This window comes from Brevundimonas sp. 374, from assembly GCF_900102995.1.
Classification (GTDB): Bacteria; Pseudomonadota; Alphaproteobacteria; order Caulobacterales; family Caulobacteraceae; genus Brevundimonas; species Brevundimonas vesicularis_C.
On sequence record NZ_FNKT01000001.1, the window covers coordinates 1,203,125 to 1,219,639 of the forward strand.

Genomic DNA, 16,515 nt, shown 5'->3' on the forward strand with positions numbered 1-16,515 from the left:
GGGTTCAGGCCGCGTAGCCCGAGGCGGAGACGCCGCTCATCGGCGCCGGAATGGCCGTGCCCTCATCGGCGTATTCGTTCAACTTGTTGCGCAGAGTGCGGATCGAGATGCCCAGGATGTTGGCCGCATGGGTGCGATTGCCGAGGCAGTGCGTCAGGGTGTCCAGGATCAGCGTCTTTTCCATCGCCGCCACGGTCTGACCCACGAAGCTGCGGGTCACGGCGTCGGCTGCCTGGGCGGCACGCGCAGCCACTCCGGCTTGCGGCGCCTCATAGGCCTGTCCCGCCATCATGCCTGCGCCCATGCCGCCCAGCGGCTGACCGTCCGGCAGGCGGATGGCGTCGACGTCGATCTCGGGGCCTGTCGCTAGCAGCACCGCGCGGTGCATGGCGTTTTCCAGCTCGCGGACGTTGCCCGGCCAGCGATGGGCCGAAATGGCCTGACGCGCGGCGGCCGAGATCGGACGCGCCGGCACGCCGTTGGCGGCGGCGTATTTCTTGATGAAGTGGTCGGCCAGAACCACGATGTCGCCGGGCCGCTCGCGCAAGGACGGCAGGCGCAGGTTCACCACGTTCAGGCGATACAGCAGGTCCTCACGGAAGGTGCCTTCCGCCACGGCCTTGGCCAGATCGCGGTTCGAGGTGGCGATGATGCGGATGTTGACCGAAACCGGCTTGGAGCCGCCGACGCGATCGATGACGCGCTCCTGGATGGCGCGCAGCAGCTTGGCCTGAAGCCGAGCGTCCATCTCGGAGATTTCGTCCAGCAGAAGCGTGCCGCCGTCGGCCTCTTCGAACTTGCCGATGCGGCGCGCGACGGCGCCGGTGAAAGCGCCCTTCTCGTGACCGAACAGTTCGGATTCCAGCAGATTGTCGGGAATAGCGGCGCAGTTGACGCTGATGAACGGGCGCTCGGACCGACGCGAATGCTCGTGCAGATACCGCGCCATCACCTCCTTGCCGACGCCGCTTTCGCCGGTGATCAGGATCGAGGCTTCCGAGCGCGCGACCTGGTCGGCCAGTTGCAGCACAGCCTTCATCGAGGGGTCGGCCGAGATCATCGGCTTTTCGTCGTCGGCGACGGCCGACAGGACAGCGGCGATCAGTTCGGCGTCGGGCGGAAGCGGAATGAATTCCTTGGCGCCGGCCTTGATGGCGGCGGCCGCCTCTCGCGCATCGGCGTCGACGCCGAAGGCCACGACCGGAATGGTAATCCGCTCGGCTTCGTTGGCGGCGATCAGGGCGGCGATGTCCAGCTGATAGTCGACCATCAGCAGGTCCGCGCCCTGCCCCCGGCGCAGTTGTTCGGTCGCCTGGTCGGCGCGCTCAACGTGATTGACCTTGGCGCCGTGCGCCATGGCCATCTTCACCGCCGAAGCGAGCTGGCCGCTCAGTCTGCCTACCACCAGAAGACGCATCGTTCTTCTCCTCTAATGTCTAAAGCCGGTCGCCAATCAGGCGCCCGAATCCTCGGTCTTGATGATTTCCGTCATGGTCACGCCCAGCCGGTCGTCGACGACGACGACCTCGCCGCGCGCGATCAGGCGGTTGTTGACGAAGATGTCGATCGCCTCGCCGACCTTGCGGTCCAGCTCCAGCACCGAGCCCTTGTTCAGTTTCAGCAGCTGGGCCACCGACATGTGCGACTTGCCCAGAACGGCCGAGATATTGACCGGCACGTCGAAGACGGTCGCCAGGTCGGCGGCGCTCTTTTCGCCGCTGTCGTCCAGGGGCGGCAGGCCCGAAAGGCCGGAGAATTCCTCCAGCGCCAGGTCGTCGGATGCCATCAGAACATGCTCCTGTCGACGGGAAGGGTTTCGGCGTGTCCGGCCTCGGCGGCCAGGGCGGCGGTCAGGGCTTCGGCGACGCGATCGGCCGAACCCTGCGGGTCGTGATCAGCGCGCCCGTCGGCCCATTTCAGCTGGAAGGCGGCCTGGGCCATGCCCGGTTCATCACGGAAGGCGACCGTACCGGTGAAGCCGCTGTCGGCGCACGCCCGCTCAATCAGGCCGCGCGCCTCGTCATCCAGGCCCGAGGCGCGAACGACCAGACGTGGCGAGGCGTCGATTTCCTGCGCCAACAGTTCCAAAGCGGCTTTCAGCGGCGCATGCGGGAACCGGTCCAGAGCGGCCCCGGCGATGGTGCGCGCCGCAGCCAGGGCCAGGTCCGCGGCCTGTTCCCGGTGCGCCTGCGCCACAGCCTTCAGGGTCGGCATGGCCGATGCGACGGCCTGAGCGATATTGCTCAGGGCCATCGCGCGGATATTCTCGACCTCGGCGAGGGCCTGTTCGCGCGCTTCCAGACGCCCCTGGGCGACCAGGGCCTCGACCTCGGCCGGCAGATAGGAGCGTTTGGCCGGCGTCCAAGCGCCGGGGCGCACGACCGTGCCGTCCGCGTCAAACTCAGTGTCGAAGGCGAAGAGGCGCCGGATTTCAGGGGACTGGGTCATGTCAGTAGATCAACTCGTCGTCGGCGCCCTGACCGGCCAGCATGATGTCGCCCTTGGCGGCCAGATCCTTGGCGACCTGGACCATGGCCATCTGAGCGGCGTCCACGTCCTTCAGACGCACCGGCCCCATCGACTCCATGTCTTCGCGCATGATCTTGGACGCGCGTTCGGACATGTTGGAGAAGAACATCTCGCGCAGACCTTCGGACGCGCCCTTCATCGCAAGACCCAGTGAATCCTTGTCCACGGCGCGCAGCAGGGTCTGCACCCCGCCCGGGTCCAGCTTAGACAGATCCTCGAAGACGAACATCAGGGCGCGGATGCGTTCGGCCGATTCACGATTGCGCTCTTCCAGAGCCCCGATGAAGCGGGCCTCGGTCTGGCGATCGAAACTGTTGAAGATGTCGGCCATCATTTCGTGGCTGTCGCGCTTGGAGGTGCGCGCCAGGTTCGACATGAACTCGGTGCGCAGCGTGGCCTCAATCTTGTCCAGGATCTCGCGCTGCACCGGCTCCATGCGCAGCATCCGCTGGACGCATTCCAGGGCGAAGTCTTCCGGCAGGCTGGTCAGGACGCGCGCGGCGTGGTCCGAGCGCACCTTGGACAGGATGACGGCGACGGTCTGGGGGTATTCGTTCTTCAGATAGTTGGCGAGAACGGCCTCGTTCACATTGCCCAGCTTGTCCCACATGGTGCGACCGGCCGGCCCCCGGATCTCCTCCATCAGGCCGTCGACGCGATCCTTGGGCAGGAAGGCGGCCAGCAGCTTCTGCGTCTGCTCGTAGCTGCCCATGACCGAGCCGGAGCCCGACAGGCCCGACACGAACTCGATCATCAGGGCCTCGACGGCCTCGGCGCTGACGTTGCCGAGCGTCGCCATGGCTTGGGAGATTTCCTTGACCTCGTCGTCGTCCAGCCGCTCCCACAGGGCGGTGTGCTCTTCGCCCAACGCCAGCAGGATGACGGCGGCCTTCTCCGGTCCCGACAGCTTGTTGGGATCGTCGATCGAAGCCTTCTTGTTGACCAGCTTCGCCATCAGCCTTCGGCCACCCAGGTCCGCAGGATGCCGGCCGCATCATCGGGATGCGATTGAACGAAGTCGGCGACCTTCTTGACCGACGACGCCTTCACCTGACCCTCGATGCGGGCGATGTCGATCTTCTGTTCCATCTCGCTGGGCGCCGGCAGCTGAACCAGCTGAGGCTGGCCGTCCGGGCCGATCACCGTAGTCGCCACGGTGGTGACCGGCACGCCGTTGGCGCCCGCCAGCGCCGGCAGATTGGCCCCGCCGCCCGCCGCCGTCTTCAGCAGAGGACGCAGCACGAAGAAGATCAGCAGCAAGGCGACGACCGTCAGAATGCCCAGCTCGACGAAACGCATGATGTCGTTCTTGGAGAAGTCCAGCAGCGACGACTTGCCGTCCAGACCGCCCTCGATGCCAGTGTCGTGGTTAAAGCGGACGTTGATGACCTCGATCTTATCGCCGCGCGTCTCGTCGATGCCGGCGGCGGCGGCGACCAGCGACTTGATCTGGGCGATCTCCTCGGCCGTGCGCGGCGCATAGGTCGGCTCGCCCTTGCCGTCCTTGGCCGGCGTCCACTTGCCGTCGACCGCGACGGCGACGGCCAGCTTCTTGACCTCGCCCGGCTCCTTGGTCGTGGTCGTGGTGGTCTTGGAGATTTCGTAGTTGGTCGTCTCGGCGTTTTCCGAGTTGGTCGAACCGGCCGGCGTGGCACCGGGCGCCGCCCCGCCAGGGATGTTGTTCGTCGCAGTCACGCCGCCGTCGGGCTGGGCGCTGTTGTCTGCGGATTGCGAGCCGTTGGTCGTGGTCGAGCGGACGACCTGACCATCGGGATCGAACTTTTCTTCCTGTGTCGTGGCGCGGCTCTGGTCGATGTCGGCCGTGACCTGAACGCGAGCAGCGCCCGCGCCGACGACGCCTTCGACGATATCCTTGATGCGCGCTTGAAGCTGGCTCTCGGTATTGCCCTTGGCCTCGGCGGCAGAGGCTGAGGTGAAGGTTCCGTCGTCGCTGCCGGCCGCCAGGGTGCGGTTGGTCTGGTCCGCCACTGTGACGCGGTCGGGCTTCAGGTTCGGCACGGATGAGGCCACCAGATTGCGGATCGCCCGCACCTGATCGCTGGTCAGGTCACGCCCTCCCAGGCCCACCAGCACGGCGGCGGTCGGTTCGCCGGCGGCCGAGGTGAACATCTCGCGGCGCGGCATGGTGATGTGAACGCGGGCGGCGGTGATGCCGCGCATGGACATGATGGTGCGCGACAGTTCGCCCTGCAGGGCGCGCTGCTCGTTCAACTGTTGCTGGAACTCGGTCTGGCCCAGCACCGACTGGGTGTCGAACAGCTCGTAGCCGACCGATCCGGACGTGACCAAGCCCTTACCCGCGACCAGCATACGGGCGGTGCCGACCTCGTCGCGGTTGACCATGATGGTCGAGCCGTCGCCCTTGGACGAATATTTGATGCCGGCCTGATCCAGGGCGGCGCTGATCTCGCTGGCCTCGCGCAGATCCAGGTTGGAATAGAGAAGCGCGTCCGGCGCCTGGCCCATGCGCAGCATGACGGCGACCAGCACGGCGGCCACGCCTGCGGCGACGCCGAGGACCGCAGCCAGACGGCCGATCCCGAACTTCTGCAACGCCGCTGTGAAGCCGCCCACGCGTCCCCGCCCCCTACTCGCGGGAGACACGAACGCCCCGCTAGGCAGAAAATGCCGCCTGGATGGTAAACGTCGCGTTAAGACCCGCTTAAGGGCGCGCCCCGCCCGCCTGAAGCTGCGGCAAAACCGCCGGCGCACCGGACGGCAGGGGGGCTGTCGGATCTCTCAGCCACGAGACCACATCGCGATAGACGATCTCGGCGTCCAGATCGCGGTTCAGCAGATGCCAGCCGTTCGGATACCATGCGGTCCGCAGCGTCCCGCCCTCCCGCTCGGCCCGCTCCAGCGCCAACTTCATCGGCCCCTTCTTCACCACCTCGTCGTGGGCGCCGTACATCAGGATGGCGTCGCCCCGGATGCGGCCCAGGCTGCGCGACGAGGCCTCCATCAGATCGACCAGCCCATAGACCGTGTCGAACCGGGTCGCGAGGATGCTCATCGGATCGCGCCCGTTGCGGATCAACTCCAGCGTATTCGACGAGGCGTGGATGTCGCGGGTGATGAACTCTGGCGGTTCCAGCGCCACGTCGCCCAACGCCCGCGCTGCGATGTTCAGCGCCGTGCTGTTCAATGGTCCTTGCGTCGACCAGCCCCAGACGCCGGGCGCCAGCAGCACGATCCGGTCCGCATCCGGCGGATTGTCGGAGCCGAACGCCGCCGCCGTCACCGACCCTCCCATACTCTCGCCCACCACAGCGATGACGGCATTGGGATAGCGGGCCCGCGCCATCGCGGTGATCTCGCGCAGATCATCCGTCATCCGCTGCTGCCCTGCCCATTCGCCCCGCCCCGGCGCCCCGCCGAAGCCACGCTGGTCGTAGGACCAGGTCTCGATCCCCTGCTCGGCCCACCAGGGGCCGGCCAGACGGAAGCTGGCGTCGTGATCGTTCATCCCATGCAAGGCCACGATCACCGCCCAAGGCGCCCCATCCTTTGGCCCCCAGTGCAGATACGGCAGGCGCGCGCCGTCCGACATGACCAGCGCCCGATCCTCGACATGGGCGCCGACAAAGCCCGGCGGCGGCGTCAACGGCGGCTGAATGTGGGGTGCGGCGCAGGCCGACAGAATGAGCGCGGCGGTCAGCGGCATAAGTCTGGAGGCGATCAAGGCCATGTGTCCCAAGCAGCGCTCACGATACCACCGGCACGTCCTTCTCGCTGGAGCGAACGGCCGCCGGATTTGCAGAAGTCAGAATGCGCCGAACGCGTTCCCGCAGATAGGGAAGCACCTCCGCCTCAAACCACGGATTCTTCTTCAGCCAGGCCGTATTGCGCCAAGACGGATGCGGCAACACCAGCAGATCCGGCGCATACTCCCGCCACGCTCGGACCGTTTCGGTCATGGTCCGCTTGGCCTTATCGCCCAGCGCCCACGCCTGGGCATAGCCGCCGACCAGCAGGGTCAGTTCCATCTGCGGCAGGGCGTCCAGCAACTGCGGTCGCCACAGTTCCGCACAGCGTGTCGGCGGCGGATAGTCGCCGCCTTTCGGCGCGGTGCCCGGATAGCAGAAGGCCTGGGCCGCCACCCCGATGCGCGGGTCGGCGTAGAAGGTCTCATAGTCCACGCCCATCCAGTCACGAAGACGATCGCCTGAGGGATCCGTGAACGGGAGGCCGCTCTCGTGGACGCGTCGTCCCGGCGCCTGGCCGCAGATAAGCAGCCGCGTCTCGGGAAAGACCCGCACTACCGGGCGCGGCGTGTGCGGCAGGACGCCCGCGCAGGCGCGGCAGGCGCGGATGTCGCTCAGGATATCCTGGAGATCAGTCGTCATCGCCCTCGACGACCGGCGGACGGCGGCTCAGCGCCAGGGCCGTTTCTTCCTCGGTCGCCTGGCGCAGGCGCGTGACGCCGCGGAAATTGTCCGGATCGACCGCCTTGCCCTTCTTGGTGATGGTCAGCTTGCCCTGGCGCATCAGACCCAAAGCGGTCGCGCGGACCTTGGGCAGCATGCGCTGCCACTGCTCGGGCTGTAGCTCTTTGGCCACTTCCGCGGGCTCAATGCTCTTGCCGGGCTCAAGCGCGGCGATTTTGTTCAGGATTGCGGTTTCGATCGGGTCGCTCATTGCGCCTATATGCTGCAACGCACGCCCATAAGTAAGGCCGAGTCTGCATGCCCAAGAAAATCACCATCACCGAGGGCGAGTTCGCCGGCTGGCAGACCTACGATCTGCACGACACCTTCGACACGGTGGTCGGCCCCTTCTACGGCAAGCCGGATCCCGACGGGCACATGCGCTGCGCCTTCCGCGCCGAGCAGAAGCATATGAACGCAGGCGGGCGGATGCACGGCGGCTGCCTGATGACCTTCGCCGACATCGCCATGTTCCAGATCGCCTATCAGGAGATGGAGGGCGCCTCGGGCGTCACGGTCCAACTGGACTCCACCTTCATCGACGGGGGCTATGTCGGCGAACTGATCGAGGCCACAGGCCAGGTGACCAAGGCGGGCAAGAGCCTGATCTTCGTGCGAGGTCAGATCAATACCGGCGAGCGTCTGCTGATGACCTTCTCCGGCGTCATCCGCAAATTCACGCCGCGCTGAGCGCGTTCTAGCCGAAGACGACGCTGGGCATCGCGCCGACGATGGCCGCGGTCATCAAGGTGGCCAGGAAACCGGCGAACAGACCCTTCCAGACCATGCCCAGCACCTCTTCGCGGCGTTCGGGCATCAGGACCGACAGGCCGGTGACGGTGATGCCGACCGAGCCGATATTGGCGAAGCCGCACAGGGCGTAGGTCATCAGCATGCGCGTGCGCTCGGTCATGTCTGCGGCCGGCACCTTGCCCAGGTCGATGAAGGCGACGAACTCGGTCAGGGTCAGTTTGACGCCCAGCAGCCAGCCGGCGACGTCGGCGTCCTTCCACTCGACCCCGATCAGCCAGGCGACCGGCGCGAAGATCCAGCCCAGCATCCGCTCGACGGTCAGGGGCGCATCGAACACGACGAACCCGCCCAGCATGACGTTGACCAGGGCGACCAAGGCCACGAACACGATCAGCACGGCCGAGATGTTCAGCACGACCATCAGGCCGTCGGACGTGCCTTTGACGATGGCGTCGATGGCGCTGTCGTATTTCAGGGCCGAGTCATAGTCGGCGACCGCGCCGCCCATACCCTCTTTCTCAGGGATGATGATCCGCGCGAGCAGCACGCCAGCCGGCGCCGACACGATCGACGCCACCAGCACGTGCCCCGCCGCATTCGGCAGCACCGGCGACAGGATCGTCGCATAGGCCACCATGGTCGAACCGGCGACCGTCGCCAGGCCCACAACCATCATCAGGAAGATCTCGGACCGCGTCAGCTTGTCCAGATAGGCGCGGATCACGATCGGGCTCTCGATCATGCCCAGGAAGATGTTGGCCGCGACCGCCAGGGCCGAGGCGCCGCCCAGACCCATCGTCTTCTGGAACAGGAAGCCGAAGCCCAGCGTGATCCACTTCAGGATCTTCCAATGCCAAAGCAGGGCCGACAGGGCGGAAATCACCAGGATCAGCGGCAGAACCTGGAAGGCGAAGGTGAAAAGCGCGCCCTGGTTCGAGACCGTATAGGGCTGGTCCCCGCCGGCCAGATAGCCGAAGACGAACTTGGTCCCCTCGGTCGTGGCGACCGCCAGACCGTCCACTGCGCCCGTCACCGCCGCCAGCACCGCCTGCGAACCCGGAATGGCGAACAGGGCGAGCACCAGCCCCGCCTGCACCAGGATCGCGCCGATCGTCAGCCGCCAGGGGAAGGCCTTGCGGTTTTCCGAGATCGCCCAGCAAACCGCGACGATGACGACCAGACCCAGAAGGCTCTGGAGGTTCAGGAGGCTGAACATGAAAAACGATCCCCGCACCCGGCGCGCCTGCCGGTCTGTATTCGCTTCAAGGACAAAGTGACGCGGCTGGCAAGCGAAACGAAAAAAGGGCGGCCCCTTAAGGGACCGCCCTCATCCTGTCGTCGCGCCTCGGCTTACAGTTGGCCGCGCACCAGCTTGCCGTAGTGATCCATCAGATCCAGCGACAGCGCGCCGGGGGTGAAGCGATATTCGCCCACCTCGGCGACCGGGGTCACCTCGACGGCCGTGCCGGTCAGGAAGCATTCGGTGAAGTCCGACAGCTCTTCCGGCTTGATCTCGCGCACCACGACCTCGATGCCCTTCTCACGAGCGATCTCGATCACGGTCTGGCGGGTGATGCCGTCCAGAATGTGCTCGACGTTCGGCGTGTGGATGACGCCGTCCTTGACGAAGAAGACGTTGGCGCCGGTCGCCTCGGCGACATAGCCGCGCCAGTCCAGCATCAAGGCGTCAGCGAAACCACGCCGCTCGGCGGCGTTCTTGGACATGGTGCAGATCATGTACAGACCCGCCGCCTTGGCCGTCGTCGGGGCCGTCGCCGGATCAGGACGACGCCACTTGGACCATTCCAGACGCAGGCCGCGCGCCTTGACTTCGGGGTCGAAATAGCTGGGCCAGTCCCACACGGCGATGGCCAGGTGGACCTTGTTGTTGAGGGCCGAAACGCTGGTCTGTTCCGGGCCGAGGTAGGCGACGGGACGCACATAGCAGTCCGTCAGACCGTTCTTAGCGCAGGTTTCCTTACAGAAGGCGTCGATTTCAGCGACGCTGTAGGGTATCTCGAAATCGAGCAGGTTGGCGGACCGCTTCAGGCGCTCGGAATGTTGCGTCAGCTTGAAGATTTCGCCGCCGTACATACGCTCACCCTCAAAGACCGACGAGCCATAGTGAAGGGCATGGGTCAGAACGTGCGTTTTCGCTTCCCTCCAGGGGACGAAATCGCCATTCACCCAGATGAAGCCGTCACGATCGTCGAAAGGAACGAAGGCCATTGAAATACGTCTCCCGCGAAACTGACGGTCTTAGAGCCGCACGAATCGCTCAGGTCAACGCCGCAAGCGGGGGAAACGTCGCATGAGCATGACGGAATCGCGTTCGCATGGCCGCTCAGGCCCCATCGCCGGCCCCGGCGTCGGCCGCCATCTGCTGATTGTCGACGACGACGATCGCATTCGCGAACTGCTGAAGGAATTCCTGGCGCGCGAAGGCTATCGCGTGACGGGCGCCGCGCACGCGGCCGCCGCCAAGCGGATGATGGAGCTGATCGAGTTCGATCTGGTCGTGCTGGACGTCATGATGCCGGGCGAAAGCGGCCTGGACCTGACCAGCTGGGTCCGCAACAAGGCCGAGCTGTCCAAGACGCCGGTCCTGCTGCTGACCGCGCGCGGCGATCCCGAGGACCGCATCGAGGGCCTGTCGCGCGGCGCCGACGACTACATGTCCAAGCCCTTCGAACCGCGCGAACTGGTGCTCCGCATCGACGCCATCCTGCGTCGCACCGGCGGCAAGCCCATCGGTCCCAAGGAGATCAAGCTGGGCACCGCCGTATTCGACATGGAACGGCTGGAGCTGAGCCGTGACGGCGCGCCCCAGCGCCTGACCGAAGCCGAGGCCCAGTTGCTCAAGACCCTGGCGCTTCATGCCCATGCCCCGGTCGAGCGGATGAGCCTGTCGCCGGACACCGCCGACATCACCGGCCGCGCCGTGGACGTCCAGGTGACGCGTCTGCGCCGCAAGCTGGAAGTTGATCCCAAGAACCCGCGCTATCTCCAGACGGTGCGCGGCGTCGGCTATATGCTGGCTCCCGACTGAGCCGATGCGGCTTCTGCCCGCCTATCTGTGGCCGCGCTTTCTGAAGCGGCGCCTGCCGACCTCGCTCTGGGGCCGGTCGCTGCTGATCATCGTCCTGCCGGTGCTGGTGATGCAGATGGCGGTGACCTGGGTCTTCTTCGACGCCCACTGGCAGACGGTGACCGCGCGTCTGTCCGAAGGGCTGGCCGGCGACATCGCCTGGGCCGTCGAGAGCTATGAGGACGACCCCAGCCCGGCGAACCTGGACAAGCTGGCCAATCGCGCCGAGCGATCCATGTCCCTGTCCATCGTGCTTCAGGACGGGCGCACCCTTCCGACGGAAGAGCGCCGCGGCGCCATCGGCGTGGTGGACCGTGTGCTGGACAAGGCCTTGGATGCGCGTCTGGACCGCCCCTACTGGTTCGACACCACCCGTTACCCCGCCTATGTCGACATTCAGGTGCAGGAGCCGCAAGGGGTGCTGCGCATCATCGCCCCACGTGAGCGCGCGGTGGCGACGCAGGCCCATATCTTCGTCCTGTGGTTGGCGGTGGCGACCGTTCTGTTGATGGGCGTCGCCATCCTGTTCATTCGTAATCAGGTCCGCGCCATCGAGCGTCTGGCCGACGCGGCCGAAGCCTTCGGACGTGGCGAGACCGTGCCCCGGTTCAAGCCGCACGGCGCGCGCGAGGTTCGCGCCGCCGCCGTCGCCTTCATGGCCATGCGAGATCGGATTCAGCGCCACATCGATCAGCGCACCGCCCTGCTCGCCTCGGTCAGCCACGACCTGCGCACGCCCCTGACCCGTCTGCGTCTCGAACTGGCTCTGGCTCCACCCTTCAAGCGCCAGTCCGCCATGCGCGGCGACCTGGACGAGATGGAGCATATGATCGACGAATACCTCGACTTCGCCCGTGGCGAAGCGGGCGAACCGCCCAAGCCGGTGTCGATTTCCGACCTGTTGAAGGCGGCCGCCGAGGATGCGAAACGCGCCGGCGCCGAGGTCGAGGTGGTGGTCGCCGAGGGCCTGACAGCCTCCGTTCGCCCCCTCGCCTTCAAGCGCGCCCTGGTAAACTTGGCCGGCAACGCCGCCTCGCACGGCGAGAATGTGCGCCTGTCGGCCCGCGCCCTGGCGTCAGGCGGGCTGGAGATCATCGTCGAGGACGACGGACCCGGCATCCCAGAGGCCATGTATGACGAAGCTTTCCGGCCCTTCTCGCGCCTGGACGACTCTCGCAACCAGAACCGCAAGGGCGTCGGTCTGGGCCTCGCCATCGCGCGCGATGTGGCGCGCGGCCACGGCGGCGACGTCACCCTGGATCGCAGCGAACTGGGCGGGTTGAAAGCGACGATCCGCATCCCCGGCGCGGTCACCGTCGCCGAGTCCGCTTAAGGCTTCAAAGCTTTCGTCGGCAGGGTCTGGCGGAACGGCGCTGCAAGGGTCATCTTGAGGGCGACAGGGATTGGAGATGATTTCGATGCGTAAACTCGCCTTCTTTGCACCCCTGGCCGCGACACTCGCCGTCGCCGCCATGGCTCAGGCTCAAGCGCCAACGGTGAACGTCACGGTCGGGCCGCAGCTTCAGCGCGAGGTCGAAAAGCTTGGCGACCGCGAGGTCAACGAACAGATCGCCGGCCTTCAGGCCGAGGTCGGAAAGGCCTTGGCCCAGCGTTATCCGGGCGCGACCGCCAATCTGGTCCTGGTCGATCTGAAGCCGAACCGGCCGACTTTCGAACAGGTCCGTCAGACGCCCGGCCTCGACCCGATCCGCAGCGTGTCGATCGGCGGCGCGGCCATCAAGGGTGAGATCGTGATGGCGGACGGGGTGACGCGGCCCGTGGACTATTCCTATTTCACGCCCAGCATCAACGACGTCTGGGGCTACAGCGTCTGGCGCGACGCTGACCGCGCGTTCGAGCGCTTCGGCGATCAGATCGAGCGCGGACGCTTCTAGCCCATCTCGCGGTTGCGTCTGACCGCTGCCGCGACCGTCTCGTCCAGCATCGCCGTGAGGCGGCCGTCCTTCGCCATGGCGTCAAGCCCGGCGCGGGTCGAGCCGCCAGGCGAGGCGATGCGCCCGATCAGGGCCTCCAGCGCATCGTCGCCCATGGAGTCGGCTGCGGACCTCAGGGTCGCGCGCGCCAGCACATCCGCTGTCGCCGCATCCAGGCCCGCCGCCTCCCCAGCCCGCGCCAGCGCTTCGGTGAAGGCGTAGAAATAGGCTGCGCCTGACCCGGCCACCGCTGTCGCCGCATCCATCAGCGCCTCGTCCGCCAGCATCACGGTCTCGGCCATCGGCTCAAACAACGCCCGCCCGATGCCCTCAGCGCGCCGGTCCGCCGACCAGACAGAGGCTACGCCGCGCCCGCGCGACACGCCGGTCGTCGGCATCACCCGTACGATGGGCCAGCCTCCTAGACCTTCGGCCAAGGTCGGCGCCGTCACGCCCGCCATTACCGACAGAATGACGGCTCGGTCATTCAGGAACGGTGCCAGCGGAGCCATGACCTCGCGCCACAGCGCCGGTTTGACCGCCAAAACGATTACCGCCGCCTCGGTCAAGACCTCTAGCGGCGGATTGGTCCGCGCGCCCTTGACCCGCGCCGTCTCGGCCGCCGGCTTTTCCGAGGGGGTGAGAATGATCAGGTCGGACGCCGCCACCGTCTCGGTCAGCAGCCAGCCTTCCAGAATGGCGGAGCCCAGCCGGCCGCAGCCGACCAGAACAACGGGACCCGGCACAGATGCCGCGCTTGGCATCAGGCGGTGCCGACGGTCTCGAACAGGCAGGCGTCGATCGCCTCCTGCGGCTTCTTGTTCCCGCGCACCATGAAGTCGAAGGCGGGGTAGTAGCGATCCGAAGCCTCGATGGCCGCGTCGATCATCGAGGCTGCCTGGGCCAGGGTCGGGCGCTCGCCCATCGGCAGGGCCAGCGAATGGCGGAAGACGATCTCGCCGTCCTCGGCCCAGACTTCGAAATGACCCATCCAGGTGCGCTGGTTGATCAGGCCGACCAGTTCATAGGCCGCCGTCTTGCGGCTTTTGGCCACCTTCAGGTCCAGCGCACAGCACAGCTGCAGACAGTCGCCCTCGGGACGCCAGGCGAACCACAGCTCGTAATCCTTCCAGTCCCCCGCCAACGCAAAGGCCAGATCGCCGTCGTCGGTCCGGTCGAACGGAAGGTTCTCGGCCGTGAGCACATGCTCGACGACCTCAAGCGGGTCGAAGGGCACGTCCACTTCCTCTGGCCGGGCGATATCCATCAATTGTCTCGATTCGAGCTGCGTCCGCGAGAATCGCGGGCGTTAACAGAACGGTAAGCCTGTTCGCAGATTCGGCTCAACCGGCTGCGTCCCCGGGTTGAGTTCCATCTGTGGACGTTCCCTTCACGGGCTTTGCAGCCGGCCTTTGGGCGGCCTTCAGCTCTGCGATCTCGGCACGCAAAGCGGCGATCTCGTCCTTCAGAACATCGAACTCGTCGCGACGGACCAGGTCCATTTCGGCGGCGATCCGGTCGGCCTGGGCGCGCCAGGCGGTCTTGGCCTCTTCGCCTGCGGCCTGGGCCAGGCCCATGGCGCCAGTCGTCAGCTTGGCGAACTCGTCCAGAATGGGATTGCGGGTCTGCATGGCGGCTCCGACCTCAACGTCGTTAACGAAGGTTCACCGACTATGGTGAACGAAACCTTTCTTTCTGCTGCTTCGCGGGCGCCATCAAGGCGTCGTGATGCGTCTTCACAGGCGACGACGGCGGCGACGCTTGCTAAACCGCTGTCAAAGACAGTCCCGCACAGGAACGCCCCTTGCCCTTTCCCGAATTCGATCCGGTCCTGATCCACCTCGGACCTCTTCCGATCCGCTGGTACGCGCTGGCCTATGTCGCCGGCATCGTGCTGGGCTGGTGGTACGCCGCGCGCCTGGCCAAGACCCAGCGGCTGTGGGCGCCCGGCAAGCCGCCCGTCACCACGACGCAACTGGACGACCTGGTTCTGTGGATCGTGCTGGGCATCATCCTGGGCGGCCGCCTCGGCTACGCCCTCTTCTACAAGCCGGCCATGTACGGCCAGCTGGTCACCGGCCAGACGCTGGGCGAGCGGTTCGAACTGTTCCAGCTATGGACCGGCGGCATGAGCTTCCATGGCGGCTTCCTGGGCGTCTGCCTGGCTATCGTCCTCTATGCCCGGTCGCAGAAGATCGACATGCTGCGCCTCGGCGATCTGGTCGCACCTGTCGTGCCGATCGGCCTGATGTTCGGTCGCCTGGCCAACTTCATCAACGGCGAGCTGTGGGGCCGCGAGACGACCGTTCCCTGGGCCGTGCGCTTCTGCAACGCCCGCATCGAACAGATGTACGGCTTCTGCCCCGCAGGCGATGCGCCCCGCCACCCTAGCCAACTCTATGAGGCAGGTCTTGAGGGGATCGTCCTCATCTCCGTCCTTTCCATTGCCATCTGGAAGTTCGGCCTGCTGAAGAAGCCCGGCTATATCACCGGCCTGTTCCTGGTCGGCTATGGCGTCTGCCGCGCGGCGCTGGAGAATGTGCGCGAGCCGGATATCGGCATGCCAGATTTCCCGTTCGGCCTGACCATGGGAATGATGCTGTCGATCCCGATGATCCTGGTCGGCGCCTGGCTGATCTGGCGCGCATGGAAGCGTCCGCCGGCTGCCGCCGAGGCATGACCGACGCCGAAACCCTCAAGGCCCGCCTGGCGCGGGAAATCGCCCTGACGGGCCCAATGACGGTCGCCGACTACGTCACCCGCTGCCTGCACGACCCCAAGGGCGGCTACTATGCGTCGCGTCCGGATTTGGGTGCACGTGGCGACTTCATCACCGCCCCTCTGGTCACCCAGATGTTCGGCGAACTGATCGGCCTGTGGGCGGTCGAAACCTGGAACCGGCTGGGCGCGCCCGAGCGGTTCCGCCTGGTCGAGGTCGGCCCCGGCGACGGCACATTGATGAGCGACGCCTTGCGCGCCGCCCGCCTGGTCCCGGGCTTTCTTGAAGCCTGCGACCTGATCCTGATCGAACCCAGCGCCCCGTTGCGCGATCTCCAGGCCAAGGCCTTGGCCGGCGCCGACCTTTCGCTGCGGTGGGTCCGCAGCCTGACGGCGATCGAGACCGACGCCCCGGTCATCCTGATCGCCAACGAAGTGCTGGACTGCATGCCCGCCCGTCAGTTCGTCCGCACGGACGGCGGCTGGGCCGAGCGCCGCATCGGCGTCACAGACGACGGCGATCTGATCTTCGGCCTGACCGCCATTTCCGGCGGTTTTCAGAAGCCGGACTTCGAGATCGCGCCAGACGGCATTCTGGAAATTTCGGATCAGCAGGCGGTCTTCGGCCGCGACCTCGGCCTGTTGATGAAGGCCGCCTCGGGCGCCGCTCTGCTGATCGACTATGGCCGCGCCCGCCCCGAAGCCGGCGACACGCTCCAGGCCCTGCGTCGTCACCAGAAGGTCAATCCCCTCGCCACGCCCGGCGAAGCCGACCTGACCCAATGGGCCGATTTCCCACTGGTGCTGGAAGCCGCAGTGCGAACCGGCGCCGACGTCACCGGCAGCCTGCCCCAGGGCGAGTTCCTGCGCCGGCTGGGCATTGAGGCCCGCGCCGAGGCGCTGAAAGCCGGCCGTCCCGCCGCGTCCGGCGTCATTGCGCGCCAGCTGGATCGGCTGACCGGCGACGACCAGATGGGAACCCTGTTCAAGGCTGCCGCCATCTTCGCCCCCCGATCCCTGGTCGTGCCCGGTTGGGACGCCTGAT

19 protein-coding genes are annotated in these 16,515 nt (G+C 66.5%); 6 read left to right on the forward strand and 13 right to left on the reverse strand.

Features of this window, described 5'->3' with window-relative positions:
• Window positions 1-4: 4 nt before the first annotated feature.
• The 8 genes from BLR19_RS06005 to BLR19_RS06040 all read right to left on the reverse strand — a co-directional run bounded on the left by BLR19_RS06005 (window position 5) and on the right by BLR19_RS06040 (window position 7,188).
• The gene (locus tag BLR19_RS06005; RefSeq protein ID WP_091748314.1) at window positions 5-1,417 is read right to left on the reverse strand and encodes a sigma-54-dependent transcriptional regulator FlbD; all 1,413 of its coding nucleotides are present in this window, start codon (window positions 1,415-1,417) and stop codon (window positions 5-7) included.
• A 36-nt stretch (window positions 1,418-1,453) separates the two neighbouring features.
• Window positions 1,454-1,786, reverse strand: a complete 333-nt coding sequence (gene fliN / locus BLR19_RS06010) for a flagellar motor switch protein FliN (RefSeq protein ID WP_039246916.1) — start codon at window positions 1,784-1,786, stop codon at window positions 1,454-1,456.
• Window positions 1,786-2,448: a FliH/SctL family protein gene (locus BLR19_RS06015; protein ID WP_091748317.1), complete on the reverse strand. Its 663-nt coding sequence runs from the start codon at window positions 2,446-2,448 to the stop codon at window positions 1,786-1,788. The genes fliN and BLR19_RS06015 overlap by 1 nt, the downstream gene beginning before the upstream one ends.
• Window position 2,449: 1 nt before the next feature.
• Window positions 2,450-3,484, reverse strand: a complete 1,035-nt coding sequence (gene fliG / locus BLR19_RS06020) for a flagellar motor switch protein FliG (RefSeq protein WP_039246914.1) — start codon at window positions 3,482-3,484, stop codon at window positions 2,450-2,452.
• Entirely contained in the window at window positions 3,484-5,124 is a 1,641-nt protein-coding gene (gene fliF, locus BLR19_RS06025) for a flagellar basal-body MS-ring/collar protein FliF (RefSeq protein ID WP_066552295.1), read from the reverse strand. Before fliF ends, fliG begins: the two co-directional genes overlap by 1 nt.
• Before the next feature lie 88 nt (window positions 5,125-5,212).
• On the reverse strand, window positions 5,213-6,232 hold the full coding sequence (locus tag BLR19_RS06030) for an alpha/beta fold hydrolase (protein WP_255366458.1): 1,020 nt from the start codon (window positions 6,230-6,232) through the stop codon (window positions 5,213-5,215).
• 22 nt (window positions 6,233-6,254) lie between these two features.
• Window positions 6,255-6,896: a uracil-DNA glycosylase family protein gene (locus tag BLR19_RS06035; RefSeq protein ID WP_066552298.1), complete on the reverse strand. Its 642-nt coding sequence runs from the start codon at window positions 6,894-6,896 to the stop codon at window positions 6,255-6,257.
• Window positions 6,886-7,188 carry a DUF3253 domain-containing protein gene (locus BLR19_RS06040; protein ID WP_017504494.1) on the reverse strand — a complete coding sequence of 101 codons (303 nt, stop codon included), beginning with the start codon at window positions 7,186-7,188 and terminating at the stop codon, window positions 6,886-6,888. The genes BLR19_RS06035 and BLR19_RS06040 overlap by 11 nt, the downstream gene beginning before the upstream one ends.
• Before the next feature lie 47 nt (window positions 7,189-7,235).
• Here BLR19_RS06040 and BLR19_RS06045 point away from each other — a divergent pair, with 47 nt between their 5' ends.
• Window positions 7,236-7,667 carry a PaaI family thioesterase gene (locus BLR19_RS06045; protein WP_039246907.1) on the forward strand — a complete coding sequence of 144 codons (432 nt, stop codon included), beginning with the start codon at window positions 7,236-7,238 and terminating at the stop codon, window positions 7,665-7,667.
• A gap of 7 nt (window positions 7,668-7,674) precedes the next feature.
• On the opposite strand, the gene BLR19_RS06050 is transcribed toward BLR19_RS06045, so the two are convergent.
• Complete coding sequence (locus BLR19_RS06050; RefSeq protein WP_055803812.1) at window positions 7,675-8,946, reverse strand: NupC/NupG family nucleoside CNT transporter; 1,272 nt, start codon at window positions 8,944-8,946, stop codon at window positions 7,675-7,677.
• Between the two features lie 134 nt (window positions 8,947-9,080).
• Window positions 9,081-9,959 carry a branched-chain amino acid aminotransferase gene (locus BLR19_RS06055; RefSeq protein ID WP_045810405.1) on the reverse strand — a complete coding sequence of 293 codons (879 nt, stop codon included), beginning with the start codon at window positions 9,957-9,959 and terminating at the stop codon, window positions 9,081-9,083.
• Window positions 9,960-10,047: 88 nt separating this feature from the next.
• Here BLR19_RS06055 and BLR19_RS06060 point away from each other — a divergent pair, with 88 nt between their 5' ends.
• The 3 genes from BLR19_RS06060 (at window position 10,048) to BLR19_RS06070 (ending at window position 12,713) form a co-directional block, all read left to right on the forward strand.
• Complete coding sequence (locus BLR19_RS06060) at window positions 10,048-10,779, forward strand: response regulator (protein ID WP_369814635.1); 732 nt, start codon at window positions 10,048-10,050, stop codon at window positions 10,777-10,779.
• A gap of 4 nt (window positions 10,780-10,783) precedes the next feature.
• Entirely contained in the window at window positions 10,784-12,151 is a 1,368-nt protein-coding gene (locus BLR19_RS06065; RefSeq protein ID WP_091748323.1) for a sensor histidine kinase, read from the forward strand.
• An 85-nt stretch (window positions 12,152-12,236) separates the two neighbouring features.
• Entirely contained in the window at window positions 12,237-12,713 is a 477-nt protein-coding gene (locus BLR19_RS06070) for a hypothetical protein (RefSeq protein WP_066555023.1), read from the forward strand.
• Here the strand turns inward: BLR19_RS06070 and BLR19_RS06075 are convergent.
• From BLR19_RS06075 to BLR19_RS06085, 3 genes are all read right to left on the reverse strand, one after another.
• Window positions 12,710-13,498, reverse strand: coding sequence for a pyrroline-5-carboxylate reductase family protein (locus tag BLR19_RS06075; RefSeq protein ID WP_255366459.1), 789 nt, complete (start codon window positions 13,496-13,498; stop codon window positions 12,710-12,712). The two genes, BLR19_RS06070 and BLR19_RS06075, sit on opposite strands and share 4 nt — an antisense overlap.
• Before the next feature lie 17 nt (window positions 13,499-13,515).
• A complete protein-coding gene (locus BLR19_RS06080; RefSeq protein WP_017504503.1) occupies window positions 13,516-14,019 on the reverse strand; it encodes a type III secretion system chaperone family protein in 504 nt (167 codons plus the stop codon).
• Between the two features lie 76 nt (window positions 14,020-14,095).
• A complete protein-coding gene (locus BLR19_RS06085) occupies window positions 14,096-14,383 on the reverse strand; it encodes an accessory factor UbiK family protein (protein WP_091748329.1) in 288 nt (95 codons plus the stop codon).
• 173 nt (window positions 14,384-14,556) lie between these two features.
• On the opposite strand from BLR19_RS06085, the gene lgt reads away from it, so the two are divergent.
• Entirely contained in the window at window positions 14,557-15,432 is an 876-nt protein-coding gene (lgt, locus tag BLR19_RS06090) for a prolipoprotein diacylglyceryl transferase (protein ID WP_091748333.1), read from the forward strand.
• Window positions 15,429-16,514 (forward strand): class I SAM-dependent methyltransferase, encoded by a 1,086-nt coding sequence (locus tag BLR19_RS06095; RefSeq protein ID WP_218119322.1) that lies wholly within the window; start codon window positions 15,429-15,431, stop codon window positions 16,512-16,514. The genes lgt and BLR19_RS06095 overlap by 4 nt, the downstream gene beginning before the upstream one ends.
• Window position 16,515: the final 1 nt, after the last annotated feature.